This is a genomic window from Cupriavidus sp. 01L415, assembly GCF_056400065.1.
Genome location: NZ_JBFTSP010000001.1, coordinates 900844 through 922699, shown reverse-complemented (window position 1 = coordinate 922699; position 21856 = coordinate 900844). Strand labels below are relative to the sequence as shown.

The 21856-nt window shown below is 64.3% G+C and carries 23 protein-coding genes; 15 read left to right on the top strand and 8 right to left on the bottom strand.

Features of this window, described 5'->3' with window-relative positions:
* Positions 1-38: 38 nt before the first annotated feature.
* A complete protein-coding gene (locus AC1DOX_RS04265) occupies positions 39-674 on the top strand; it encodes a TetR/AcrR family transcriptional regulator (RefSeq protein ID WP_092138721.1) in 636 nt (211 codons plus the stop codon).
* Between the two features lie 97 nt (positions 675-771).
* Here AC1DOX_RS04265 and AC1DOX_RS04260 read toward each other — a convergent pair whose 3' ends face one another.
* Both AC1DOX_RS04260 and AC1DOX_RS04255 read right to left on the bottom strand, forming a co-directional pair.
* Positions 772-2013 (bottom strand): polyhydroxyalkanoate depolymerase, encoded by a 1242-nt coding sequence (locus tag AC1DOX_RS04260; RefSeq protein ID WP_092138720.1) that lies wholly within the window; start codon positions 2011-2013, stop codon positions 772-774.
* 264 nt (positions 2014-2277) lie between these two features.
* Positions 2278-3474, bottom strand: coding sequence for an amino acid aminotransferase (locus tag AC1DOX_RS04255; protein WP_441615326.1), 1197 nt, complete (start codon positions 3472-3474; stop codon positions 2278-2280).
* Between the two features lie 223 nt (positions 3475-3697).
* On the opposite strand from AC1DOX_RS04255, the gene uvrB reads away from it, so the two are divergent.
* From uvrB to iscX, 13 genes are all read left to right on the top strand, one after another.
* On the top strand, positions 3698-5791 hold the full coding sequence (gene uvrB / locus AC1DOX_RS04250; RefSeq protein ID WP_441615324.1) for an excinuclease ABC subunit UvrB: 2094 nt from the start codon (positions 3698-3700) through the stop codon (positions 5789-5791).
* An 81-nt stretch (positions 5792-5872) separates the two neighbouring features.
* On the top strand, positions 5873-6094 hold the full coding sequence (locus tag AC1DOX_RS04245; protein ID WP_092138717.1) for a hypothetical protein: 222 nt from the start codon (positions 5873-5875) through the stop codon (positions 6092-6094).
* Positions 6095-6145: 51 nt separating this feature from the next.
* Positions 6146-6388: a hypothetical protein gene (locus tag AC1DOX_RS04240; RefSeq protein WP_092138716.1), complete on the top strand. Its 243-nt coding sequence runs from the start codon at positions 6146-6148 to the stop codon at positions 6386-6388.
* An 87-nt stretch (positions 6389-6475) separates the two neighbouring features.
* Positions 6476-6955 (top strand): low molecular weight protein-tyrosine-phosphatase, encoded by a 480-nt coding sequence (locus AC1DOX_RS04235; protein ID WP_441615321.1) that lies wholly within the window; start codon positions 6476-6478, stop codon positions 6953-6955.
* Positions 6956-7180: 225 nt separating this feature from the next.
* Positions 7181-7735, top strand: a complete 555-nt coding sequence (gene iscR, locus AC1DOX_RS04230; protein ID WP_092138714.1) for a Fe-S cluster assembly transcriptional regulator IscR — start codon at positions 7181-7183, stop codon at positions 7733-7735.
* A 69-nt stretch (positions 7736-7804) separates the two neighbouring features.
* Positions 7805-9028, top strand: coding sequence for an IscS subfamily cysteine desulfurase (locus AC1DOX_RS04225; RefSeq protein ID WP_304441192.1), 1224 nt, complete (start codon positions 7805-7807; stop codon positions 9026-9028).
* Positions 9029-9089: 61 nt separating this feature from the next.
* A complete protein-coding gene (gene iscU / locus AC1DOX_RS04220; RefSeq protein WP_092138712.1) occupies positions 9090-9491 on the top strand; it encodes a Fe-S cluster assembly scaffold IscU in 402 nt (133 codons plus the stop codon).
* A gap of 71 nt (positions 9492-9562) precedes the next feature.
* On the top strand, positions 9563-9883 hold the full coding sequence (iscA, locus tag AC1DOX_RS04215) for an iron-sulfur cluster assembly protein IscA (protein WP_092139140.1): 321 nt from the start codon (positions 9563-9565) through the stop codon (positions 9881-9883).
* Between the two features lie 25 nt (positions 9884-9908).
* Entirely contained in the window at positions 9909-10130 is a 222-nt protein-coding gene (locus AC1DOX_RS04210) for a DUF3565 domain-containing protein (protein ID WP_441615318.1), read from the top strand.
* 60 nt (positions 10131-10190) lie between these two features.
* Positions 10191-10709: a Fe-S protein assembly co-chaperone HscB gene (gene hscB / locus AC1DOX_RS04205; RefSeq protein ID WP_441615316.1), complete on the top strand. Its 519-nt coding sequence runs from the start codon at positions 10191-10193 to the stop codon at positions 10707-10709.
* 150 nt (positions 10710-10859) lie between these two features.
* Complete coding sequence (gene hscA / locus AC1DOX_RS04200; RefSeq protein ID WP_441615314.1) at positions 10860-12725, top strand: Fe-S protein assembly chaperone HscA; 1866 nt, start codon at positions 10860-10862, stop codon at positions 12723-12725.
* A 40-nt stretch (positions 12726-12765) separates the two neighbouring features.
* On the top strand, positions 12766-13104 hold the full coding sequence (fdx, locus tag AC1DOX_RS04195) for an ISC system 2Fe-2S type ferredoxin (RefSeq protein ID WP_441615312.1): 339 nt from the start codon (positions 12766-12768) through the stop codon (positions 13102-13104).
* A gap of 28 nt (positions 13105-13132) precedes the next feature.
* Positions 13133-13327, top strand: a complete 195-nt coding sequence (gene iscX / locus AC1DOX_RS04190; RefSeq protein ID WP_092138707.1) for a Fe-S cluster assembly protein IscX — start codon at positions 13133-13135, stop codon at positions 13325-13327.
* Positions 13328-13415: 88 nt separating this feature from the next.
* On the opposite strand, the gene AC1DOX_RS04185 is transcribed toward iscX, so the two are convergent.
* From AC1DOX_RS04185 to prfB, 5 genes are all read right to left on the bottom strand, one after another.
* Positions 13416-14450, bottom strand: coding sequence for a hypothetical protein (locus AC1DOX_RS04185; protein ID WP_441615309.1), 1035 nt, complete (start codon positions 14448-14450; stop codon positions 13416-13418).
* 110 nt (positions 14451-14560) lie between these two features.
* The gene (locus AC1DOX_RS04180) at positions 14561-15340 is read right to left on the bottom strand and encodes a glycine zipper 2TM domain-containing protein (protein ID WP_441615307.1); all 780 of its coding nucleotides are present in this window, start codon (positions 15338-15340) and stop codon (positions 14561-14563) included.
* Positions 15341-15617: 277 nt separating this feature from the next.
* A complete protein-coding gene (lysS, locus tag AC1DOX_RS04175; protein ID WP_441615305.1) occupies positions 15618-17150 on the bottom strand; it encodes a lysine--tRNA ligase in 1533 nt (510 codons plus the stop codon).
* A 42-nt stretch (positions 17151-17192) separates the two neighbouring features.
* Positions 17193-17951, bottom strand: coding sequence for an SDR family oxidoreductase (locus AC1DOX_RS04170; protein WP_441615303.1), 759 nt, complete (start codon positions 17949-17951; stop codon positions 17193-17195).
* Positions 17952-18043: 92 nt separating this feature from the next.
* Positions 18044-19148, bottom strand: a protein-coding gene (prfB, locus tag AC1DOX_RS04165) for a peptide chain release factor 2 (RefSeq protein ID WP_143018483.1) whose coding sequence is annotated in 2 segments (ribosomal slippage) — positions 18044-19066 and positions 19068-19148 — 1104 coding nt in all. Because the reading frame shifts where the segments join, the coding sequence is not laid out codon by codon here.
* 177 nt (positions 19149-19325) lie between these two features.
* Between prfB and AC1DOX_RS04160 the strand changes: the two genes are divergently transcribed.
* A complete protein-coding gene (locus AC1DOX_RS04160) occupies positions 19326-20060 on the top strand; it encodes a peptidoglycan DD-metalloendopeptidase family protein (RefSeq protein ID WP_441615301.1) in 735 nt (244 codons plus the stop codon).
* Positions 20061-20148: 88 nt separating this feature from the next.
* Here the strand turns inward: AC1DOX_RS04160 and recJ are convergent, their stop codons facing one another.
* Complete coding sequence (gene recJ, locus AC1DOX_RS04155) at positions 20149-21849, bottom strand: single-stranded-DNA-specific exonuclease RecJ (protein ID WP_441615299.1); 1701 nt, start codon at positions 21847-21849, stop codon at positions 20149-20151.
* Between the last annotated feature and the right edge of the window lie 7 nt (positions 21850-21856).

The following is a 21856-nucleotide window of genomic DNA, read 5'->3' as shown; positions in this document are numbered from 1 at the left end:
TTGTGCCATAATCCGCGCAATCGACAGACCGGGACTTCATGTCAAACGAGCCAAGAACCAAGCGGGATCCCGAAGGCACGCGCCGGCGTATCCTTGCCGCCGCCACCGAAGAATTTGCCAAGGGCGGACTGGCCGGCGCGCGCGTCGACCAGATCGCTCGCCGGGCCGAGACCAACGAGCGCATGCTGTATTACTACTACGGCAGCAAGGAAGGCCTCTTCCTGGCCGTGCTGGAGAAGCAGTACGCCGAGTTTCGCATGGACGAAGAGCGGCTCCATATCACCGATGAAGACCCGGTTGCGGCAGTGCGCACGCTGGCCCGCTTTGTCTGGGACTGGTACTACCAGCATCCCGAGTTCATCCGGCTGGTCAACAGCGAGAACCTGCACGAGGCGCGGCACCTGAAGAAGTCCGCGCAACTGCATCAACTGATCAACCCCGTGGTCAATGTGCTGGCGGACATCATCCGTCGCGGCCAGCAGCAGGGCGTGTTCCGCGATAACGTGGACGTGCCGCAGTTCTACCTGACCATCTCGGCGCTGGGCTACTACGTACTGTCCAATCGCTACACGATCAGCGCCGTGATCGGGCGCGACGTGGCGTCCGAAGACGAGCACGCGCGCTTTGCGGAGCTGCACACGGATATGCTGTTGTCCTACCTCGCGAAGCGCTGATTCCGCTTCACACGGTCTGGAAACAAGAACGCCCGCGAGGTTATCACGGGCGTTCTTGTTTTTACTTTTAGCCGGTGCGGCGGGCGCCGTGTGCCGGTTAGCGGTACTTGCGGATGAAGTCGCGTAGCTCCGGGTAGATATTCTCCCGCCAGCGGCGGCCCGAGAAGATCCCGTAGTGGCCGCACTTTGGCGCGGTCACGTGCTGCTTGTGGGCCTTGGGAATGCCGGAGCAGAGTTCGTGTGCGGCGGCGGTCTGGCCCGCACCTGAAATATCATCGAGCTCGCCCTCGACCGTCATCAGCGCGGTGCCCTTGATGTCCTGCGGACGCACCGGCGCACCATCGATTTCCCACGTGCCATTGGCCAGGCGGAATTCCTGGAAGACCTCGCGGATCGTGTCGAGGTAATACTCGGCGGCCATGTCCAGCACCGCGTTGTACTCGTCGTAGAAGCGCACGTGCGCCTCGGCATCGTCCGCATCGCCTTCGATCAGGTTCAGGTAGTAGTCGTAGTGCGACGACAGGTGGCGGTCCGGGTTCATCGCCACGAAGCCCGCGTGCTGGAGGAAACCCGGGTACACGCGACGACCGTGGCCGGGATAGTTCGCCGGCACCGTGTAGATGACGTTGTTCTCGAACCACTCGTAGGATTTGTTCGTCGCCAGGGAGTTGACGGCGGTCGGGCTCTTGCGAGCGTCGATCGGGCCGCCCATCATCGTCATGGTGCGCGGCGTCTTCTCACCGGCCGAGGCCATCAGCGAGATCGCGGCCAGCACCGGCACGGTCGGCTGGCACACCGAAACCACATGCAGGTTTTCCGCGCCGATATGGCGGATGAATTCCTGGATGTAATAGATGTAGTCGGACAAACGGAACGCGCCGGCGTCGGCGGGGACCATGCGGGCGTCGACCCAGTCCGTTACATAGACCTTGTGGTCCTGAAGCAGGGTGCGCACGGTGTCGCGCAGCAGCGTGGCGTGGTGGCCGGACAACGGCGCGCAGACCAGCACGACGGGCTCGTCCTTGAGCAGCTTGATCGTTTCCGGATCGTCCGCGTAGCGCTTGAAGCGCACCAGCTTGCAGAACGGCTTTTCGAAAACGGTTTGCTCGACGATCGGGATGTCCCGGCCGTTGGAGCGCACGGATTTGATATCGAAGGCCGGTTTTTCGTATTCCTTGCCAAGCCGGTAGAGCAGTTCGTAGCCGGCGGCCAGTCTTGGCGCGCCAGGTACAAGCGACAGGGGGCTGAGGGGGTTGGTAAATGTCTTGGCGGTCGCCTGAGCCCACGCGGTCAGCGGGTTCAGCATCGAGCGCTGGAATTCATGCAGTTGGTAAAGCATGCCGGTTACCTGTCTTGCCTTTCTTGTTGGGCGATGTTCTCGCCGCAACAATTATGCCCGCAATCGAACGATCGTGCTTTGCAGCATACGCGTCCACGTTACCCCCGTAAGCCAGAAGGACAATAGGACAATGGCCTGAATTCAGAGTGACAACGCACTAAAGAAATGAAAAAGGCGACCGGAGTGGCCTCTCGGTCGCCTGGCGCGGCAGTTTATGTTGCTTTTTGGTGCAGCCGCCGCTCAGGGAGGCCGCATCGGATTGCCTTAGTAGACAGCAGCGATCGCGTTGACGACGGCGTCGATGTTGCGGCTGTTCAACGCTGCCACGCAGATGCGTCCCGTGCCCACGGCGTAGATGCCGTGTTCGTTGCGCAGGCGATCAACCTGAGCCGACGACAGGCCCGAGTACGAGAACATGCCGCGCTGGGCCTTCACGAACGAGAAGTCGCCCGGCACGCCCTTGGCGGCCAGCTTGTCCACCAGCGCGTTGCGCATGAGCTTGATGCGGTCGCGCATCTCGCCCAGTTCCTGCTCCCACATGGCGCGCAGTTCAGGGCTGTTCAGCACCGTGGCGACCACCGTGCCGCCGTGCGTCGGCGGGTTGGAGTAGTTGGTGCGGATCACGCGCTTGATCTGCGACATCACGCGCTGGGCTTCGTCCTTGCTGGTCGTCACGATCGACAGGGCGCCCACGCGCTCGCCGTACAGCGAGAAGCTCTTCGAGAACGAGCTCGACACGAAGAAGGGCAGGCCGGAATCGGCGAAAAGGCGCACGGCGGCGCCGTCCGGGTCGATGCCGTCGGCAAAGCCCTGGTAGGCCATATCCAGGAACGGGATCAGGTTGCGTTCCTTCACCAGTTCGACCACTTGTTTCCACTGGGCGTCGGACAGGTCCACGCCGGTGGGGTTGTGGCAGCAGGCGTGCAGCACAACAATCGTGTTGGCCGGGTAGGACTTCAGCGATTCCACCATGCCGGCGAAGTTCAGGCCGTGGCTGGGGGCATCGTAGTAGGCGTAGTTCACCACCGGGAAGCCGGCGGATTCGAACAGCGCGCGGTGGTTTTCCCAGCTCGGGTCGCTGATGGCGACCTTGGAGTCCGGGTACAGGCGCTTCAGGAAGTCGGCGCCGATCTTCAGCGCGCCGGTGCCGCCGAGTGCCTGGGCGGTCACAACGCGGCCTTCGGAGATCAGGGCCGATTCCTTGCCGAACAGCAGGGTCTGCACGGCCTGGTCGTAGGCGGCGATCCCTTCGATAGGCAGGTAGCCGCGCGGGGTGGCGGTGGTCAGGCGGGCTTTTTCAGCTTCCTGCACGGCGCGCAGCAGGGGAATTTTCCCTTCGTCGGTGAAGTACACGCCAACGCCCAGGTTCACTTTAGTGGCGCGGGTATCGGCATTGAACGCTTCATTCAGGCCCAGGATCGGGTCGCGCGGGGCCATCTCGACGGCAGAAAACAAACTCATTTGGGATCTCGTGGTCAGCTGTGTAACAAAACGGAGGGCGTAGAATGCTTCGGACTGCGCTGTGGCTGCGACGGAACACTTCGACGGGCTCCTGACACCCCTGACAAAAACTCTACTGACAGAACCTGACAGCAGCTTCAGGCACACTGGGCTTGAACCGATCCGCGCAACCCCAAGATTCTAGCGTAATCCGCCAGTTTTCCTCAGGTTTTTCCCTACGTTTATGACGAATCTCGCCGAAGTCGCCCCGCCCCTGGACGAAGACAAATTCGTCAGTTTTCCGGGGTCGCCGTTCCAGCTCTACCAGCCGTACCCGCCCGCCGGCGACCAGCCCCAGGCGATCCGCCAGCTGGTGGAGGGCGTGGAGGACGGCCTGTCGTTCCAGACGCTGCTGGGCGTGACCGGATCGGGCAAGACCTTCACGATGGCCAACGTGATCGCCCGGATGGGGCGTCCGGCCATCGTGTTCGCGCCAAACAAGACGCTGGCGGCGCAGCTGTATTCGGAATTCCGCGAATTCTTTCCGCGTAACGCGGTGGAGTACTTCGTCAGCTACTACGACTACTACCAGCCTGAGGCCTACGTCCCGCAGCGCGACCTGTTCATCGAAAAGGACTCGTCGATCAACGAGCATATCGAGCAGATGCGGCTGTCGGCCACCAAGAGCCTGCTGGAGCGACGCGACACGATTATCGTGGCGACGGTGTCCGCGATCTACGGTATCGGCAACCCGAGCGAATACCATCAGATGATTCTGACGCTGCGCACGGGCGACAAGATCAGCCAGCGCGACGTCATTGCGCGCCTGATTGCGATGCAGTACACGCGCAACGAGACAGACTTCCAGCGCGGGACATTCCGTGTACGCGGCGATACGCTCGACATCTTCCCCGCCGAGCATGCCGAGATGGCGGTGCGCGTGGAGCTGTTCGATGACGAAGTGGATTCGCTGCAGTTCTTCGATCCGCTGACGGGCCGCGTGCGGCAAAAGATCCCGCGTTTCACGGTCTATCCGTCGAGCCACTACGTCACGCCGCGTGAGACCGTGTTACGGGCCATCGAGACCATCAAGGTCGAACTGCGTGAGCGGCTGGACTTCTTCTACAAGGAAAACCGGCTGGTGGAGGCGCAGCGGCTGGAGCAGCGCTCGCGCTTCGACCTGGAAATGCTCGCCGAGCTGGGATTCTGCAAGGGCATCGAGAATTATTCGCGGCACCTGTCCGGCGCGCAGCCGGGGGAGCCGCCGCCGACGCTGGTCGACTACCTGCCGCCGGATGCCTTGATGTTCCTGGACGAATCCCATGTGCTGATCGGCCAGCTCAACGGCATGTACAACGGTGACCGCGCGCGCAAGACCACGCTGGTGGAGTATGGATTCCGCCTGCCGTCCGCACTGGACAACCGGCCGCTGAAGTTCGACGAGTTCGAGCGCAAGATGCGCCAGGTGATGTTCGTATCCGCCACGCCGGCGCAGTTCGAGCAGGCACACGCGGGGCAGGTGGTGGAGCAGGTGGTGCGGCCGACCGGGCTGGTCGATCCCGTGATCCACGTGCGGCCGGCAACGACGCAGGTCGATGACCTGTTATCGGAGATTCATGTACGCGTGACGGCGAACGAGCGCGTACTGGTGACCACGCTGACCAAGCGCATGGCCGAGCAACTGACTGAGTTTCTGTCCGAGAACGGCGTCAAGGTTCGCTACCTGCACTCCGACATCGACACCGTGGAGCGCGTGGAGATCATCCGAGACCTGCGCCTGGGCACCTTCGACGTGCTGGTGGGCATCAACCTGCTGCGCGAGGGCCTGGATATTCCGGAGGTGTCGCTGGTCGCGATTCTCGATGCGGACAAGGAAGGCTTCCTGCGCGCCGAGCGTTCGCTGATCCAGACCATTGGCCGCGCGGCCCGCAATGTCAATGGCACCGCCATCCTCTATGGGGACCGGATAACGGATTCGATGAAGAAGGCCATTGACGAGACCGAGCGCCGGCGCGTCAAGCAGGTGGCGTTTAACGAGGCCAACGGGATCACCCCGCGTGGTGTCGTCAAGCGGATCAAGGACATCATCGATGGCGTCTACGACCCGAACGAAGTTAAGGCCGAGTTGACCGCCGCCGCCGAGCGTGCGAAGTACGAGGATATGAGCGAAAAGCAGGTCGCCAAGGAAATCAAGCGACTGGAAAAGCAGATGCTGGACCACGCCCGGAACCTCGAGTTCGAGAAGGCCGCGCAGGTTCGCGACCAGTTGGCCAAGCTGCGCGCGCAAGTCTTCGGGGCTGCTGCGGACGGCGATCACCTGTTGCCGCCGTCGAACTGAAGCGCAGCGCGCGCCACGGCGTGCCCGCGATAGTCCTATAGTGTAGGGCGGAGATGCCGGTTCACGAACGAGGAGCGCGCCATGGTGACACAGTTCGAATATGGTGGTTATGCGGTGGTGGCTCGCGCGATTCCACATGCCGGCGGCGGGTTTGCCGGTGTCGTGACGATTGCCGATGCGTTCGGAGAGCCAGGCGGACCCACATTTGAAACGGAGACTGGCGCGGCACCTACCCCAGAGGCGGCACTCGCCCTGGCGGAAGCCGCAGCCATGCGGAGCATCGATGCCGGTGAGGTGAACTGATCCCGGGCCAAGGGACGGAACAAGGCGCCGCCGGCATGACAGGAGATAGTCATGGCCTATAGCAGTGAGTGGAAGAAGAGGGTTTTCGAAACGCACGAGGTCCAGGTGCTGGTGAAACCCCGGTCGCCCATCGAATGGGAGTACACGGTGCGTGTGTGCCGGCCTGGCACGAATATCCGCGCATACGGGACGCTGGTCGAAACATCCCCGCCCACCGATCACTTCAAGACGCCGGAAGATGCCGAAGCGGCGGGATTTGCCCGAGGCAAGGTGCTGGCCGCGCAGTTGCTATAGCCGGCGGCGGGCGGAAGCCTTCCGCGCGGGGTCGCTGGGCGAGACCGGCGACAGCAGGCGGATATCGGCAACGGTAGAATCCTGCCGATGAAGAAATTTGCCATCCTGATGTGCTGCATGGGCAATATCTGCCGTTCCCCGACGGCGGAGGGCGTGCTGCGCGCCAAACTTTCTGCCGCGGGCCTGTCCGATCGAGTCGAGCTCGATTCGGCCGGCACCCATGACTATCATCTGGGCCGCGCGCCCGATGCCCGCACGCAGCGCCATGCGCTGCGTCGGGGCTATGACCTGTCGGCGCTGCGCGCGCGTCTGGTTGACCGGGCGGATTTCGATCGCTTCGATCTCGTCCTGGCAATGGATCATGCCAATCTCGCGTCGCTGCGGTCGCTCCGCCCTGAGATCGGCGACGATAAATTGCGGCTGCTGATGAGCTTTGCGACGCAGCATGGGGCGGAGGAAGTCCCGGATCCCTACTACGGGGAGGGCGATGGCTTCGAGCGTGTGCTGGACTATGTCGAAGACGCCTGTGACGGCGTCATCGCCATGCTGAGCCAGCGGCTCCGCTGATGCGTGCCAGCATGACGCTCACGTGTGCGCGCGGTTCGCTCCCTGTCGTTGCGGGGCAGCCCTCTCGCAAAGAGTCTTGCAAGGCACTTGTTGCGAGCGAGTCGGCTTAAGAGATTTACGATGCGATGCAGCAGGGGTACTTGACTGAATTAGTCGGGAAAATTTATACTTGAGTCAAACGATCAAGTATTCCCGACGATCAAGTAGTCCACTTCCCCGAGCATCATGAGACTGACCACCAAAGGCCGTTTTGCGGTAACCGCCATGATCGACTTGGCCATGCGCCAGGATCAGGGGCCCGTCACGCTCGCTGGCATCAGCCAGCGCCAGAAAATCTCCCTGTCCTATCTGGAGCAGCTGTTTGGCAAGCTGCGCCGGCACGAGATCGTGGAAAGCGTACGCGGGCCGGGCGGTGGCTACAGCCTCGCGCGCAAGGCCGAGGACGTCACGGTGGCGGATATCATCATCGCCGTGGACGAACCCCTGGACGCCACGCAGTGCGGAGGGAAGGGCAATTGTAACGGAGATGATGGTTCCGGCCGCTGCATGACCCACGAACTGTGGGCCACGTTGAACCAGAAAATGGTCGAGTACCTGGACTCCGTCTCTCTCAAGAATCTGGTAGACCAGCAGCGCGCCCGACAACCCGCCGTACTCCACGACATGCGCGATGACGCCGCGCAGCAACCCGTGGCCGTCCCCCGCGGCAAGTCTGACAAGCAGGAAAAACCGGCGCGCCCCCGCGTGGTGAATTCGGTTTTCAGCCTGGCGCAGTCCTGAGCAGGATTGCGGCGGCTGGTTTAAACTATCGGTAGGCAACAAGCGATTAGCGGTCCCTATAAGGCAGTCATAACGATGAGCACCCCACATTTCCCCATCTACATGGATTACTCGGCCACCACGCCGGTGGACCCGCGCGTGGCGGACAAGATGATTCCGTACCTGCGCGAGCAGTTCGGCAATCCCGCATCGCGTAGCCACGCGTACGGCTGGGACGCCGAGCGCGCGGTGGAAGAAGCGCGCGAGCAGGTGGCCGCACTGGTGGGCGCCGATCCGCGCGAAATCGTGTGGACGTCGGGCGCCACCGAGTCGGACAACCTGGCCATCAAGGGGGCCGCCAATTTCTATTCGGGCAAGGGCAAGCACATCATCACGGTGAAGACCGAGCACAAGGCTGTGCTGGACACCACCCGTGAGCTGGAACGCCAGGGCTTCGAAGTGACCTACCTCGATGTCAAGGACGATGGTCTCATCGACATGGACGTGTTCAAGCAGGCGATCCGCCCGGACACGATTCTGGTTTCGGTGATGCTGGTCAACAACGAGATCGGCGTGATCCAGGACGTCGAGCAGATCGGCGAGATCTGCCGCGCCAAGGGCATCATCTTTCACTGTGATGCCGCCCAGGCGACCGGCAAGGTGGCCATCGACCTGAATACGCTGAAGTGCGACCTGATGTCGTTCTCGGCTCACAAGACTTACGGCCCGAAGGGCATCGGCGCCCTGTACGTGCGACGCAAGCCGCGCGTACGTCTGGAAGCGCAGATGCACGGTGGCGGCCACGAGCGTGGCATGCGCTCGGGCACGCTGGCCCCGCACCAGATCGTCGGCATGGGCGAAGCATTCCGCCTGGCCCGCGAGGAAATGGCGACGGAAAACGAACGTATCCGCATGCTGCGCGACCGTCTGTGGCGCGGCCTGTCGGGCATGGAAGAGGTTTACCTGAACGGTTCGCTGGAGCATCGCGTGCCGCACAACCTCAACGTCAGCTTCAACTATGTGGAAGGCGAGTCCCTGATCATGGCGATCAAGGAAGTGGCCGTGTCGTCGGGTTCGGCCTGCACGTCGGCGTCGCTGGAGCCGTCGTACGTGTTGCGCGCCCTGGGCCGCAACGACGAACTGGCGCACAGCTCCATTCGCTTCACCGTCGGTCGCTTCACTACCGAGCAAGAGATCGACTTCACCGCGGAACTGCTGAAGAGCAAGATCAGCAAGTTGCGCGACCTGTCGCCGCTGTGGGAGATGTTCAAGGACGGCGTCGACCTGAATTCGATCCAGTGGGCCGCGCACTGAGCGCCACCCGGAATTCCGAACAAGAACAACCCCATCAAAAGATTCGACAGAGGTAGCCAAAATGTCTTACAGCAACAAGGTTCTCGACCACTATGAAAATCCGCGCAACGTCGGTTCGTTCGACAAGAACGACGACGCGGTGGGTACCGGCATGGTCGGCGCCCCGGCCTGCGGCGACGTGATGAAGCTGCAGATCAAGGTGAACGAGGCTGGCGTGATCGAAGACGCGAAGTTCAAGACCTATGGCTGCGGCTCGGCCATCGCGTCGTCGTCGCTGGTGACGGAGTGGGTCAAGGGCAAGACCGTGGATCAGGCGCTGGAGATCAAGAACACCCAGATCGCCGAGGAACTGGCGCTGCCGCCGGTAAAGATCCACTGCTCGATCCTGGCCGAGGACGCCATCAAGGCGGCCGTCGAGGATTACAAGAAGAAGCACACCGGCGCCGAACAGCAGGCCGCCTGATTCGCTTCTTTTGTTGATGTGGCCGCGCGTGGCGACGAATGCGATGCGCGGTGTTCGACAGCAAGGCAACGATGATCACAATGACCGAAAAGGCGGCGAAGCACGTCGCCCGCTACCTGGAACGTCGCGGCAAGGGCGTAGGCCTGCGCCTGGGCGTGAAGACGACCGGCTGCTCTGGCCTGGCCTACAAGCTGGAGTACGTCGACGAACTCCTGCCTGAAGACGAGGTGTTCGAGACGCACGGCATCAAGGTGATCGTGGATCCCAAGAGCCTGCCGTACATCGACGGTACCGAACTCGATTTCGCGCGCGAAGGGTTGAACGAAGGTTTCCGTTTCAACAACCCCAACGTCAAGGACGAGTGCGGCTGCGGCGAGTCGTTCCGGGTCTGATCACCATGCCCACGCGGAGGATCCGATGGAGCACAGTATCGTCGGATTTCACCGCGACGAATTTGGCGACTGGGTGGCCGAGCTCGAATGCGGGCACGGCCAGCACGTGCGCCACGATCCGCCCTGGCAGTCTCGTCCGTGGACGGTAACGGCCGAGGGAAGGGCATCGCGGCTTGGCTATCGGGTGAAATGCCTCAAGTGCGTGAGGCAGGAGCCGCCGGCCGAATGGGCGCGACGCGATGCCTGAGCAGCGCGGAAGCAGGACGACAAGGGGCGGCATGGCCGCTCCTTTTTGTTGGGGAAGCATTTGAAAGACGATTTTTTCTCGCTGTTCGGTCTGCCTGTCCGCTATGAGGTGGACGAGGCTGCGCTGGACACCGCCTATCGCACCGTCCAGTCGCAGGCCCATCCGGACCGCTTTGCCAACGCCGGCGATGCCGAGCGGCGCGTCGCCATGCAATGGGCCGCGCATGCCAATGAAGCCTACCGGACGCTGCGCCAGCCACTCAAGCGCGCCATCTACCTGCTCTCGCTGCGCGGGGTCGACATCCAGGCCGAAAGCAATACGGCGATGGCACCGGCATTCCTGATGCAGCAGATGGAATGGCGCGAGGCGCTGCAGGAGGCCGTGGAGGACCGTGCGGCGGATCGGCTGGATGGCCTGCTGCGCGACCTTCGCCTGGAAAAACGTGAGCGCCACGCGGCGCTCGGGGCGCTGCTGGATGCGGGGGACGATGCCGCCGCCAGCGCCGCGGCGCGACAACTGATGTTTATCGAGAAGATCGAACACGACGCCAGCGAGGCTATCGACCGGATCGAAGGCTAGGGTATCCCGACGCATTGGTGGGGGACGTGCCACAATGGCGCCCCTGCTGGTCCGGTACGGGACTTGGGTGGCTTGAATACCACCGAGGGCCACCGAATACCGCCAATGCGAAGCCACGGCGCGCCCCACAAGAACACGCGAAGAATCATCATGGCACTGCTCCAGATTTCCGAACCCGGCATGTCGCCGGCGCCGCACCAGCGTCGCCTGGCAGTCGGTATCGACCTTGGCACCACCAACTCCCTGGTGGCAGCCGTCCGCAACAGTATTCCGGAAGTCCTGGCGGACGAACGCGGTCGTTCGCTGCTGCCGTCCGTGGTCCGCTATCTGCCGGACCGCACCGTCCATATCGGCTACAAGGCCCAGGACGAATCGGTGCGCGACCCCAAGAACACGGTTGTCTCCGTCAAGCGCTTCATGGGTCGCGGGCTGCGCGATGTGGCGAACATCGAGCACAGTCCGTACGACTTCGTCGATGCGCCGGGCATGGTGCAGATCAAGACCGCTGCCGGGATCAAGAGCCCGGTGGAGGTGTCGGCCGAGATTCTTGCCACGCTGCGCCAGCGTGCCGAGGACTCGCTGGGTGATGACCTCGTGGGCGCCGTGATTACGGTGCCTGCCTATTTCGATGACGCGCAGCGTCAGGCGACCAAGGACGCGGCCCAGTTGGCCGGCCTGGACGTGCTGCGTCTGCTGAACGAGCCCACTGCGGCGGCCATTGCCTACGGCCTGGACAATGCCGCCGAAGGCATCTACGCGGTCTACGATCTGGGCGGCGGCACCTTCGATATTTCGGTGCTCCGGCTGACCAAGGGCGTATTCGAGGTGATGTCGACGGGTGGCGATTCCGCGCTCGGCGGCGACGACTTTGACCAGCGCCTGCTGTGCTGGATCGTCGAGCAGGCCGGCCTGCAGCCGCTTTCCGCCGAGGACTCCCGCTTGCTGATGATCCGCGCCCGCGCGGCCAAGGAAGCGCTGTCCGAAAGCGACAGCACGGTGATCGACGCCGTGCTGGCCAGTGGCGAGATCGTGCACCTGCCGCTACCGGCGACCATCTTCAATGAGATTACGTCACACCTGGTGCAGAAGACGCTGGCGCCGGTGCGCAAGGCGCTGCGCGATGCAGGCATCGGCCCCGACGACGTCAAGGGTGTGGTGCTGGTGGGCGGGGCTACCCGCATGCCGTCGATTCGCAAGGCCGTGGGCGAATTCTTCGGTCAGTCCCCGCTGACCAACCTCGATCCGGACAAGGTGGTGGCGCTGGGTGCTGCCATGCAGGCCAATTTGCTGGCCGGCAATCATGCTCCGGGCGAAGACTGGCTGCTGCTGGACGTCATCCCGCTGTCGTTGGGCGTGGAAACGATGGGTGGCCTGGTCGAGAAGATCATCCCGCGCAACAGCACGATTCCCGTTGCCCGCGCGCAGGAATTCACGACGTTCAAGGATGGCCAGACCGCCATGGTGATCCACGTGTTGCAGGGCGAGCGCGAACTGGCGAGCGATTGCCGCTCGCTGGCCCGCTTTGAACTACGCGGCATTCCGCCGATGGTGGCCGGTGCGGCGCGCATCCGCGTGACCTATCAGGTGGATGCCGACGGCCTGCTGTCCGTGTCCGCGCGCGAGACGCAATCGGGTGTGGAAGCTTCCGTGTCGGTCAAGCCGTCCTATGGGCTGGCCGATGACGACATCGCGCGCATGCTGCAGGAGAGCTTCCGCGAAGCCGAGCATGATATGAAGAGCCGCGCGCTGGCCGAGGAGCGCGTCGAGGCGGACCGACTGGTCGAAGCCACCACGCGTGCGCTGGAGGTCGACGGCGACCTGCTGTCGGCCGACGAGCGTGCCTCTGTGGAGGTGCTGATGGCCAGCGTCCGCCAGATCACGAAGGGCGAGGACCACCAGGCCATCAAGGCCGCCGTGGAACAGCTTTCGCGTGGTACCGATGATTTTGCCGCTCGCCGCATGGACCGCTCGATCAAGAGCGCGCTGGCCGGCCGCAAGGTGCAGGAGCTCGGCTGATCCCCGCGCCGCACCCTAACGACTGATATTCAGGAAAGACATGCCACAGATCATCGTATTGCCTCACGTCGAATTGTGTCCCGAAGGGGCCGTGTTCGAAGCCGGGAAGGGCACCAGCGTCTGCGATGCGCTGCTCGCCAACGGCATCGGGATCGAGCACGCGTGCGAAAAATCGTGCGCCTGCACGACCTGCCACGTGATCGTGCGCGAGGGTTTCAACTCGCTGGAAGACGCCGAGGAAAAGGAAGAGGACCTGCTCGACAAGGCCTGGGGCCTCGAGCCGAACTCGCGCCTGTCCTGCCAGGCGCTCGTGTCCGACGAAGACCTGACCGTCGAGATTCCGAAATACACGATCAATCACGCCAAGGAAGGCCACTGAGCCGGGCACTTTCCCTCGGAGCTACCCCATGAAATGGACTGATACCTACGACATTGCCGCGGCGCTGTACGACAAGTACCCCGACGTGGACCCGGTGACGGTACGCTTTACTCAGCTGCGCCAATGGGTGCTGGAGCTCGACGACTTCAGCGATATGCCGGAGCGGTCGGGCGAGAAGATTCTGGAGGCCATCCAGGCCGCATGGATCGAGGAAGCGCAGTAAGTATCGCGACAAGCGCGGATTGACGAAGCGCATCGAAAAAAAGGGGGGGGCGGCTCATCGCCGCGCCCCTTTTTTTCGTGGCCGTCGCTCAGAAGCGATACCCGAGGCCGGCCAGGATCAAGTCGGTATCGCGGTCATAGCCCGTGACCGTGCGATTCCACGACAGCCGCGTCAGCCAGTGCTCGCCCAGCCGGTAGCTGGCCGACATGGTCATCAGGCCGGACCAGCGCGATGGGGCGCTGCCCTGGCTCCGTGCATTCTCGGTCAGGTCGATCGCGTAATACGGTCCAACGCCCAGGCCCAGGGTCAGCTTGTCGTGAAAGAACGCGCGCTCGAGCCACGCCTGCGCGGCCACGCCGTTGCGGCGCAGCACGCTGCTTTCGCCCTCATTGATGTAGCTGATCGTGCCGGACACATACCGCCAGAGGCCGCGCCGGTATTCGACCGCCTTGGCCACTGACGTTTCCGAGTCAAAGGTGTTCACGATGGTCTGCCCCAGGAACATCGTCAGCTCGTTCTGCGTCACGTCGTCGGTGCGGCCGGGTGGCGGCACCAAGGGGCCGCCACGGTCGCCGCGGTCGAGCTGATAGCCCACGCCGAGCAGGAACGTATTGGTCTTGATGCTCGAAGGCGTCTGCGCCCTGTTGAACCGGGCCTGGAGCATCCACGGGCCGCCGTCGAGGTACCACGTGGCAGCCAGGCTGGCCAGCACCCCCCAGCCGTGCTGATTGTCGGAGGAGCCGCTCGCATCGCGATCGGTGGTGTCGAAGTAGCGATACGGACCTGCGCCAACGGCCAGCGTCAGCTTGCGATCGAAGGCGAGGTAGCGCCACCACAGCTGGGCGCTGTGGCCGTCACGATGATGATTGGTGACGTGGCCCTCGTTGAGGTAGGTGAACGTCGCGTACCAGTGCTCGCTCAAGTTGTGCTGATAGGCAAAGGCGTAGCCGTAGCTCATCTCGCCTGCCGAGTGGGTGGACTGCACCCCCCCGAGCAGCAGCAACTCCTGCCCGCAGGCCATGGGTGATACCAGTGCCAGCCACAATCCGCCAGCCAGTACCAGCCCCCGCGCGGCAAGGCGTTGCCTGCTGTGGCTGGATTCGGCGGGCGCGCGAGGCATCATGAGCCGAGATGGGGGTAGTCAGGGTGACGGTTGACCTGGTCATCATAGCAACAAAGGGCCGGCACCAGGCCGACCCTTTCGTGCGAAAACTCACGGTGATGCCACACCGGCTAGCCTGTCACCAGGACCCCCTTCTCCATATGCACGCGCTGGCCCACCTCGACCCCCGGCGGGTTCTGGTAAGTGAACGTCCGGCGGCTGCCGTCATCCATCTGCACGCTCACGCGATATTGCTTGTCCTTGTTCACGCGTTTCTCGACATAGTTGCCGGCGAAGCCGCCCGCGGCGGCACCGGCGACGGTGCCGAGAATTCTGCCGTTGCCGTGGCCGATCTGATTGCCGAGCAGACCGCCAACCACCGCACCGCCCACTGCGCCAACGCCGCTGGTGGGTTTCTCCGACTCGATGGTCGTCACATTGGTGACCCGGCCGGCGGTGTGGCTTGGCTTGGAGGCCGGCGTCGGGCGCTGCTCGGGCTGTGCCTGCTGCGCAGGGGGTTGCGGCGCAGCGTTCTGAGCGCTCTGAGCGTTCTGCGCCAATTGGGCCTGCTGCATGTCGTAGGCCGGCGGACGCGTGGTCGATCCCGGTGGCAGTGCCTCGTTCACCTGATTCGCCTGATTCGGCTGGTTTGCCGGGGATGACGTGGATGACCCGGATGACGTGAGGGGCTGCGGGGCCTGCGCAGCGTAGGGTGCCGGGTCATAGGCCGGTCCTTGATTCGCCTTGCCGAGGGGCAGCACGCCGGTCACGGCGGCTACCGCGGTCAGGCTGGCGATCACCACCGCCACGGCGGCCGCGCCGACCAGCGGATGCAGGCGCCGCTGCGGCGGCAGCGAGGGGGTCGGAACGGATTCCTTCGAAGCAGACGATACGGTCGCCGGGCTTTGCATTTGTTGTTCTCCTGTCGACCGGCCAAGCCGGTCCATGCACTCAAGTTTGGCTGAAGCGGGGCACGATTACCGTTTGATTTTGTAAGCATCTGTAGCGCTAAAAACTTAGGTAAATCATGGGGTTGCAACGATATCGGTGGCCGTCCTACAGGCCCCGCTGTAACAAACCGGCATGCCATGTGCAGTCGCCTCCTGTCGCGGCGGAAAGCAAAAAGCCCCGCCGGAGGGGCGGGGCTTTCGTCATCTCACTCTGCTTTCTGCCGATTGGCAGTCCGGATCAGTCTTCCCGGCGCAGGTGCGGGAACAGGATGACGTCGCGGATGTTGGGGCTGTCCGTCAGCAGCATGACCAGACGGTCGATGCCGATGCCGCAGCCACCCGTCGGGGGCATGCCGTACTCGAGCGCGCGGATGTAGTCGGCGTCGAAGTACATCGCTTCCTCGTCGCCCGCATCCTTCTGCTCGACCTGCTTGCGGAAGCGGTCGGCCTGATCCTCGGCATCGTTGAGCTCCGAGAAGCCATTGGCAATCTCCCGGCCCGCGATGAACAGCTCGAAGCGTTCCGTGATGCCCGGCACCGTGTCCGATGCACGCGCCAACGGCGACACCTCGACCGGGTAGTCGACGATGAACGTCGGTTCCCAGAGTTGGGCTTCGGCCGTTTCCTCGAACAGCACCAGTTGCAGCGTGCCCAGGCCAGCGTTCAGGAACTGCGGCGCGCCGGTGTTCACGCCGAACTTCTTCAGTTCGGTGCGCAGGAAGTCGGCATCGGCCAGTTGCGCGTCGGTGTACTGCGGCGCGAACTTCTGGATGGCCTGGCAGATGGTCAGGCGATGGAACGGCTTGGCCAGATCCAGCTCGCGACCCTGGTAGGTCACGGTGGCGCTGCCCCGCGCGTCGATCGCGGCCTGGCGGATCAGGTTCTCGGTGAAGTCCATCAGCCAGCGGTAGTCCGTGTAGGCCGCGTAGAACTCCATCATCGTGAACTCGGGGTTGTGGCGCGGGCTCACCCCTTCGTTACGGAAGTTGCGGTTGATCTCGAACACGCGCTCGAAGCCACCGACGACCAGGCGCTTGAGGTAGAGCTCCGGTGCGATACGCAGGAACATCTGCATGTCCAGCGCATTGTGGTGCGTGATGAACGGCTTGGCCGCGGCGCCACCGGGAATCGGGTGCAGCATCGGCGTTTCCACTTCCATGAAGCCGGCGTCGGCCATATGGCGACGCAGCGACGAGATGGCGTTGGTGCGGGCACGGAACGTGGCGCGCGTCTCGGGCGAGACGATCAGGTCCACATAGCGCTGGCGATATTTGGTTTCCTGGTCGGCCAGGCCATGGAACTTGTCCGGCAGCGGGCGCAGGGATTTCGACAGCAGGCGCAGCTCACGCACCTGCACGGACAACTCGCCCTTGTTGGTGCGGAACAGTTCGCCGCGTGCGCTGACGATGTCGCCCAGGTCCCAGTGCTTGAACGCGGCGTAGACGTCTTCGCCCACCTTGTCGCGCGTGACGTAGAACTGGATCTGGCCGCTGCCGTCCTGCACGGTGGCAAAGCTGGCCTTGCCCATCACGCGCTTGAGCATCATGCGGCCGGCGATGGCCACTTCCACCGGATTGGCTTCCAGCGTGGCCTGGTCGGTCTCGCCATACTGCGCGTGCAGCGCGGCGGCCTGGTGCGTCGGGCGGAAATCGTTGGGGAAGGCCACGCCTTGCTGGCGCAGGGCCTGCAGTTTCTCGCGCCGCTCAGCGATGATCTTGTTCTCGTCTACGGCAGGCGTGTCGGCGGCTGGGGCGCGGGTCGGTTCGGTCATGATGGTTCGGTCGGGCGCGGGCCAGGCCCGCGCGGGTTCGGTTCAGTAATTGCGGATGTCGTCGAGCTCGGTCTTGCCGAAGTCCGGACGTGCCAGGTAGGCGACAATGCGTTGCGCGGTCTCTTCCGGCGACGCCAGCTGCGCGTTGGCCTTCAGGTCGCGGAAGCGCTGCACTTGGGCGAAGTCCGCGCCGCGGATGGTTTCCTGCATGCCGGTATCCACCACGCCCGGGGCCAGGGCCACCGCGCGCACCGTGCGCGGCTCGGGGATGCTGGCGTACTCGGCGTTGACGGCGCGCATGAACATGTCCAGGCCGGCCTTGCCGGTGCAGTAGGCGCTCCAGCCCTGCACCGGGTTGCGCGCGGCACCGGAAGAGATGCCGAGCACCTTGCGCGGGCAGTCGAAGCGTGCGGTGTGTTCGATGAACGCGCCGGTCATCGTCATCGGCGTGGCCAGGTTGGTCAGCAGGTGTGGGACCAGCGTGGTCTCGTGCAGTTCGGTGATCGGGCCAATCGGCTCCACCACGCCGGCATTCAGGATCAGCGTCACGCTGGCCGGGGCGTCATCCACGGCGTCCAGCACGCTGCCCAGCCAGCCAGCCGCGGCGCCCGGTTGCGACAGGTCCTGCAGGTGCCAGGCCACCGGAACGCCGCTGGCCGTGGCCTCGGTTTCCAGCTCGGGGCTGCGGCTGCGCGCCACGCAGATGACGCGGTTGCCCGGCTTCAGCAGCGCGCGCGTCAGTGCGGCGCCCAGGCCGCGCGAGGCGCCGGTGACGATGTAGAGATGGATTCCTGCGCTCATGGTGCCCCGGAATGTCGTTGTGGTTGGCGGCGTGCCGCTTCGGTTGTGGGAACTCGAAAACGCCTCCCGCACGGGCGGGAGGCGTCGCTGGCCTACAGGCCCTGTTTCAGGCTGGCCTCGATGAACGGGTCGAGGTCACCGTCCAGCACCTTCTGCGTGTTGGACATTTCCACGTTGGTACGCAGGTCCTTGATCCGGCTCTGGTCCAGCACATACGAGCGGATCTGGTGGCCCCAGCCCACGTCGGTCTTGCCGGCTTCCAGCTTGTCGGCCTCGGCCTGGCGCTTGCGCATTTCATGCTCGTACAGGCGCGACTTCAGCATCGACATGGCCTCGGCACGGTTGCGGTGCTGCGAACGGTCGTTCTGGCACTGCACGACGATGCCGGTGGGGATGTGCGTGATCCGGACGGCGGAGTCGGTCTTGTTGATGTGCTGACCACCGGCGCCGGAGGCGCGGTAGGTATCCACGCGCAGGTCGGCCGGGTTGACTTCCACCTCGAACGAATCGTCGACTTCCGGGTACACGAACACCGACGAGAACGACGTATGGCGGCCGCCCGACGAATCGAACGGCGACTTGCGCACCAGCCGGTGCACGCCGGTTTCCGTACGCAGGTAGCCGAACGCGTACTCGCCTTCGATCTTGATCGTGGCGCTCTTGATGCCCGCCACGTCGCCTTCGGATTCTTCCAGCACCTCGGCCTTGAAGCCCTTGCGCTCGCAGTACTTCAGGTACTGGCGCAGCAGCATCGACGCCCAGTCGCACGCTTCCGTGCCGCCGGCGCCAGCCTGGATGTCGATGAACGCGTTGGCCTGGTCCATCTCGCCCGAGAACATGCGGCGGAATTCCATGTCCGCCACGATGGCCTCGAAGCCCTTGACGTCGGCCTCGATGGCTTCGAGCGTATCGTCGTCACCTTCCTCGCGCGCGAGCTCGAACAGCTCGTCCGCGCCGGAAAGGTCGTCCGTCAGTTTGCCGAGGACCTGTACCACGGCCTCGAGCGCTTTCTTTTCCTTGCCAAGATCCTGGGCCCGCTTGGGGTTGTTCCAGACATCCGGGTCTTCCAGTAGCCCGTTGACTTCGTCCAGGCGTCCTACTTTGACATCGTAGTCAAAGATACCCCCGTAGATCTTCCGTCCGGGAACGGAGATCGGAGATGGCACCGGAGATGGCGTTAAGGCGTTCTGCTTCCATGATGTTCCTGCGCTTCAAAACCTTGAATTATAGCGGATCGGCGCCGCAGATCCGGGCTGGATTTGCCCGCGCGCGACGTCGGCGGCGCGAACGGTTCGCGCAGCGAACGGTCTACAACGGGGTCGGTGCGCCACATCGGCGAGAATACGGGCTACAACAAGGAGTCACCTCGAACGCATGACTGCAACGAACCATGACATCGTGGCGGCGCGACGCCGCATACTGGGCCGGCTGGCCGGGGCGTCAATGGCTGCCGCCCTGACCGCCGTGCTGGCGGCCTGCGGCACCACCTCCGGCGAATCCGCCCCCGACGGCTTCTACCGGGTGGAGCGGGGCGACACGCTGTACTCGATCGCCCGCCGCAACAAGCGATCGGTGGCCGAGCTCTCGCGCTGGAACGATCTGCCGAGCACCAGCCAGATCGAAGTCGGGCAACTGATCCGTGTCCGGCCGCCAGCCGGCGCGGGGGGATCGTCCGCGGCCGCCAGGGCCGACAATGCCGACAAGGCGCCCAGGGCGGCACAAGCCGATGCCACGCCGTCGAAGCCGCCTGCCAGCGCCATCAAGCTGCAATGGCCGGCCGATGGCCGCGTCACCGGACGTTTCTCGCTGCCTTCGGAAAAGGGGCTACGGATCGAGGTCCCGGCCAACGGCACGGTCCGTGCCGCCGCCGCCGGCTGGGCGATCCACGTCGGCACGCTGCGCGGCTACGGGATGCTGGTGATCCTCAAGCACAGCGACGACTGGTTGACAGTCTACGGCAACCTAGACAAGCCGCTGGTGAAGGAGGGCGCCCGGGTATCGATGGGGCAGGAGATTGGCAGCATGGCCTCGGCCGCCGAACTGCACTTCGAGGTGCGCGGCAACGGCAAGCCGGTGAATCCGGCCGACTACCTGCCGTCGCGCGGCTGAGCCGGCGCACAGCCGGAGGTTGCCGGAACCTGCCGGCCATCTCCGGTGATTCCCGGCGATGGCGCCATCGCCCTATCGCGCCATGACGCTATTGCGCGTGTTCGATCACCAGCTGGACGCGCGTGACGCCGTTGAACGTGTTGTTGTCCAGCCGATAGGCCACTGTCGCGCTGGCGCCATCCAGCGCATCGGCGTGGTTGAACCAGATCGCGTCAAAGCGCTGACTGCCGCGCCCAAGCTGCAGTTTCAGATGCTTGCCCTTGAGCACGGTCTGGCGCAGCACGTCGAACTCCCCGCAAAACGTCGGCGGCGGAAATCCCTGGCCCCACACCTGGCCTTCCAGCAGCGTCACAAATTCCGGGCTGAAGCAGGCATCCTCGATGTCGCCATCGGTCTCGATCACCCGCGCCAGCTGCTCTTCGGTCAGCCATTCGCGGCCCACGGCTTCGAAGGCGGCCATGAAGGTGTCGAAATCCCTGGCGCGCAGCGTCATGCCCGCCGCCATCGCGTGGCCGCCAAACTTGACCAGCAGGCCCGGATGGCGCTTGGACACCAGGTCCAGCGCGTCGCGCAGATGGAACCCGGGAATCGAGCGGCCCGAGCCCTTGATATGTTCGTCATCCCCCGGCGCGAACGTGATCGTCGGCCGGTGGAACTTCTCTTTCAGGCGGGAGGCGACGATGCCGATCACGCCCTGGTGCCACGTGTCGTTGAACACGCTGACGGTGTAGCGTGACGCCGGGTCCAGCCCCGCCAGCGGCTGCTCGAGGATCTGCAGCGCTTCCTGCTGCATGCCGGCCTCGATATCGCGCCGCTCGCGATTCATGCCATCCAGTTCCTGGGCGATTTCCCAGGCGCGATTCGGGTCGTCGGTCAACAGGCATTCGATGCCGAGCGACATGTCGGCCAGCCGGCCGGCCGCATTCAGGCGTGGGCCCAGGCCGAAGCCGAGGTCGAACGTATTGGCGCGCGGCGCCTCGCGCCCGGCGGCGCGGAACAGCGCGGCCACGCCCGGGTGCATGCGGCCCGCGCGCATCCGGCGCAGACCCTGCGCCACGAGGATCCGGTTGTTGCTATCCAGCTTGACCACATCGGCCACGGTACCTAGCGCCACCAGGTCCAGCAGCGTCTGCAAGGGCGGCTGGGTGGCCTGCGTGTAGACGCCGCGCTTGCGCAGCTCCGCCCTCAGCGCCAGCAGCACGTAGAACATCACGCCCACGCCTGCCAGGTTCTTGCTCGGAAACTCGCAACCGGGCTGGTTCGGGTTGACGATCACGGCGGCGTCCGGCAGCACCGCGCCGGGCAGGTGGTGGTCGGTGACCACGACATCGATGCCACGTGCATTGGCCGCAGCCACGCCGTCGACGCTCGCGATGCCGTTGTCGACGGTCACGATCACATCCGGCCGCTGCTGCGCCGCCAGTTCGACAATCTCCGGCGTCAGGCCGTAGCCGTATTCGAAGCGATTCGGGACGATGAAGTCTACGTGTGCGCCGAGCATCCGCAGGCCGCGTACGCCGACCGCGCAGGCGGTGGCGCCGTCGCAGTCGTAGTCGGCGACGATCAGCAGTTTGCGATGGGCCGCAATGGCATCCGCCAGGTATTCGGCCGCGTGGCCGATGCCTTTCATGGTCGACGGCGGTGACAGCTCAGGCAGATCCGTGGCCAGCTCGGACGGATGCAGCACACCGCGCGCCGACAGGATGCGGGCGAGCGTGGGGTGAAGTCCCGACGCGGCCAGCGTGCTGGCGTGGGCGTCGGAGTAGGGGCGGACGGCGATCCGGGTCATGGTTGGT

Bases quoted from the DNA above. Each gene is read 5' to 3' on its own strand.
- AC1DOX_RS04265 (WP_092138721.1), top strand. From the start codon at position 39: ATGTCAAACGAGCCAAGAACCAAGCGGGATCCCGAAGGCACGCGCCGG.
- AC1DOX_RS04260 (WP_092138720.1), bottom strand. From the start codon at position 2,013: ATGCTTTACCAACTGCATGAATTCCAGCGCTCGATGCTGAACCCGCTG.
- AC1DOX_RS04255 (WP_441615326.1), bottom strand. From the start codon at position 3,474: ATGAGTTTGTTTTCTGCCGTCGAGATGGCCCCGCGCGACCCGATCCTG.
- uvrB (WP_441615324.1), top strand. From the start codon at position 3,698: ATGACGAATCTCGCCGAAGTCGCCCCGCCCCTGGACGAAGACAAATTC.
- AC1DOX_RS04245 (WP_092138717.1), top strand. From the start codon at position 5,873: ATGGTGACACAGTTCGAATATGGTGGTTATGCGGTGGTGGCTCGCGCG.
- AC1DOX_RS04240 (WP_092138716.1), top strand. From the start codon at position 6,146: ATGGCCTATAGCAGTGAGTGGAAGAAGAGGGTTTTCGAAACGCACGAG.
- AC1DOX_RS04235 (WP_441615321.1), top strand. From the start codon at position 6,476: ATGAAGAAATTTGCCATCCTGATGTGCTGCATGGGCAATATCTGCCGT.
- iscR (WP_092138714.1), top strand. From the start codon at position 7,181: ATGAGACTGACCACCAAAGGCCGTTTTGCGGTAACCGCCATGATCGAC.
- iscU (WP_092138712.1), top strand. From the start codon at position 9,090: ATGTCTTACAGCAACAAGGTTCTCGACCACTATGAAAATCCGCGCAAC.
- iscA (WP_092139140.1), top strand. From the start codon at position 9,563: ATGATCACAATGACCGAAAAGGCGGCGAAGCACGTCGCCCGCTACCTG.
- AC1DOX_RS04210 (WP_441615318.1), top strand. From the start codon at position 9,909: ATGGAGCACAGTATCGTCGGATTTCACCGCGACGAATTTGGCGACTGG.
- hscA (WP_441615314.1), top strand. From the start codon at position 10,860: ATGGCACTGCTCCAGATTTCCGAACCCGGCATGTCGCCGGCGCCGCAC.
- fdx (WP_441615312.1), top strand. From the start codon at position 12,766: ATGCCACAGATCATCGTATTGCCTCACGTCGAATTGTGTCCCGAAGGG.
- iscX (WP_092138707.1), top strand. From the start codon at position 13,133: ATGAAATGGACTGATACCTACGACATTGCCGCGGCGCTGTACGACAAG.
- AC1DOX_RS04185 (WP_441615309.1), bottom strand. From the start codon at position 14,450: ATGATGCCTCGCGCGCCCGCCGAATCCAGCCACAGCAGGCAACGCCTT.
- AC1DOX_RS04180 (WP_441615307.1), bottom strand. From the start codon at position 15,340: ATGCAAAGCCCGGCGACCGTATCGTCTGCTTCGAAGGAATCCGTTCCG.
- lysS (WP_441615305.1), bottom strand. From the start codon at position 17,150: ATGACCGAACCGACCCGCGCCCCAGCCGCCGACACGCCTGCCGTAGAC.
- AC1DOX_RS04170 (WP_441615303.1), bottom strand. From the start codon at position 17,951: ATGAGCGCAGGAATCCATCTCTACATCGTCACCGGCGCCTCGCGCGGC.
- AC1DOX_RS04160 (WP_441615301.1), top strand. From the start codon at position 19,326: ATGACTGCAACGAACCATGACATCGTGGCGGCGCGACGCCGCATACTG.
- recJ (WP_441615299.1), bottom strand. From the start codon at position 21,849: ATGACCCGGATCGCCGTCCGCCCCTACTCCGACGCCCACGCCAGCACG.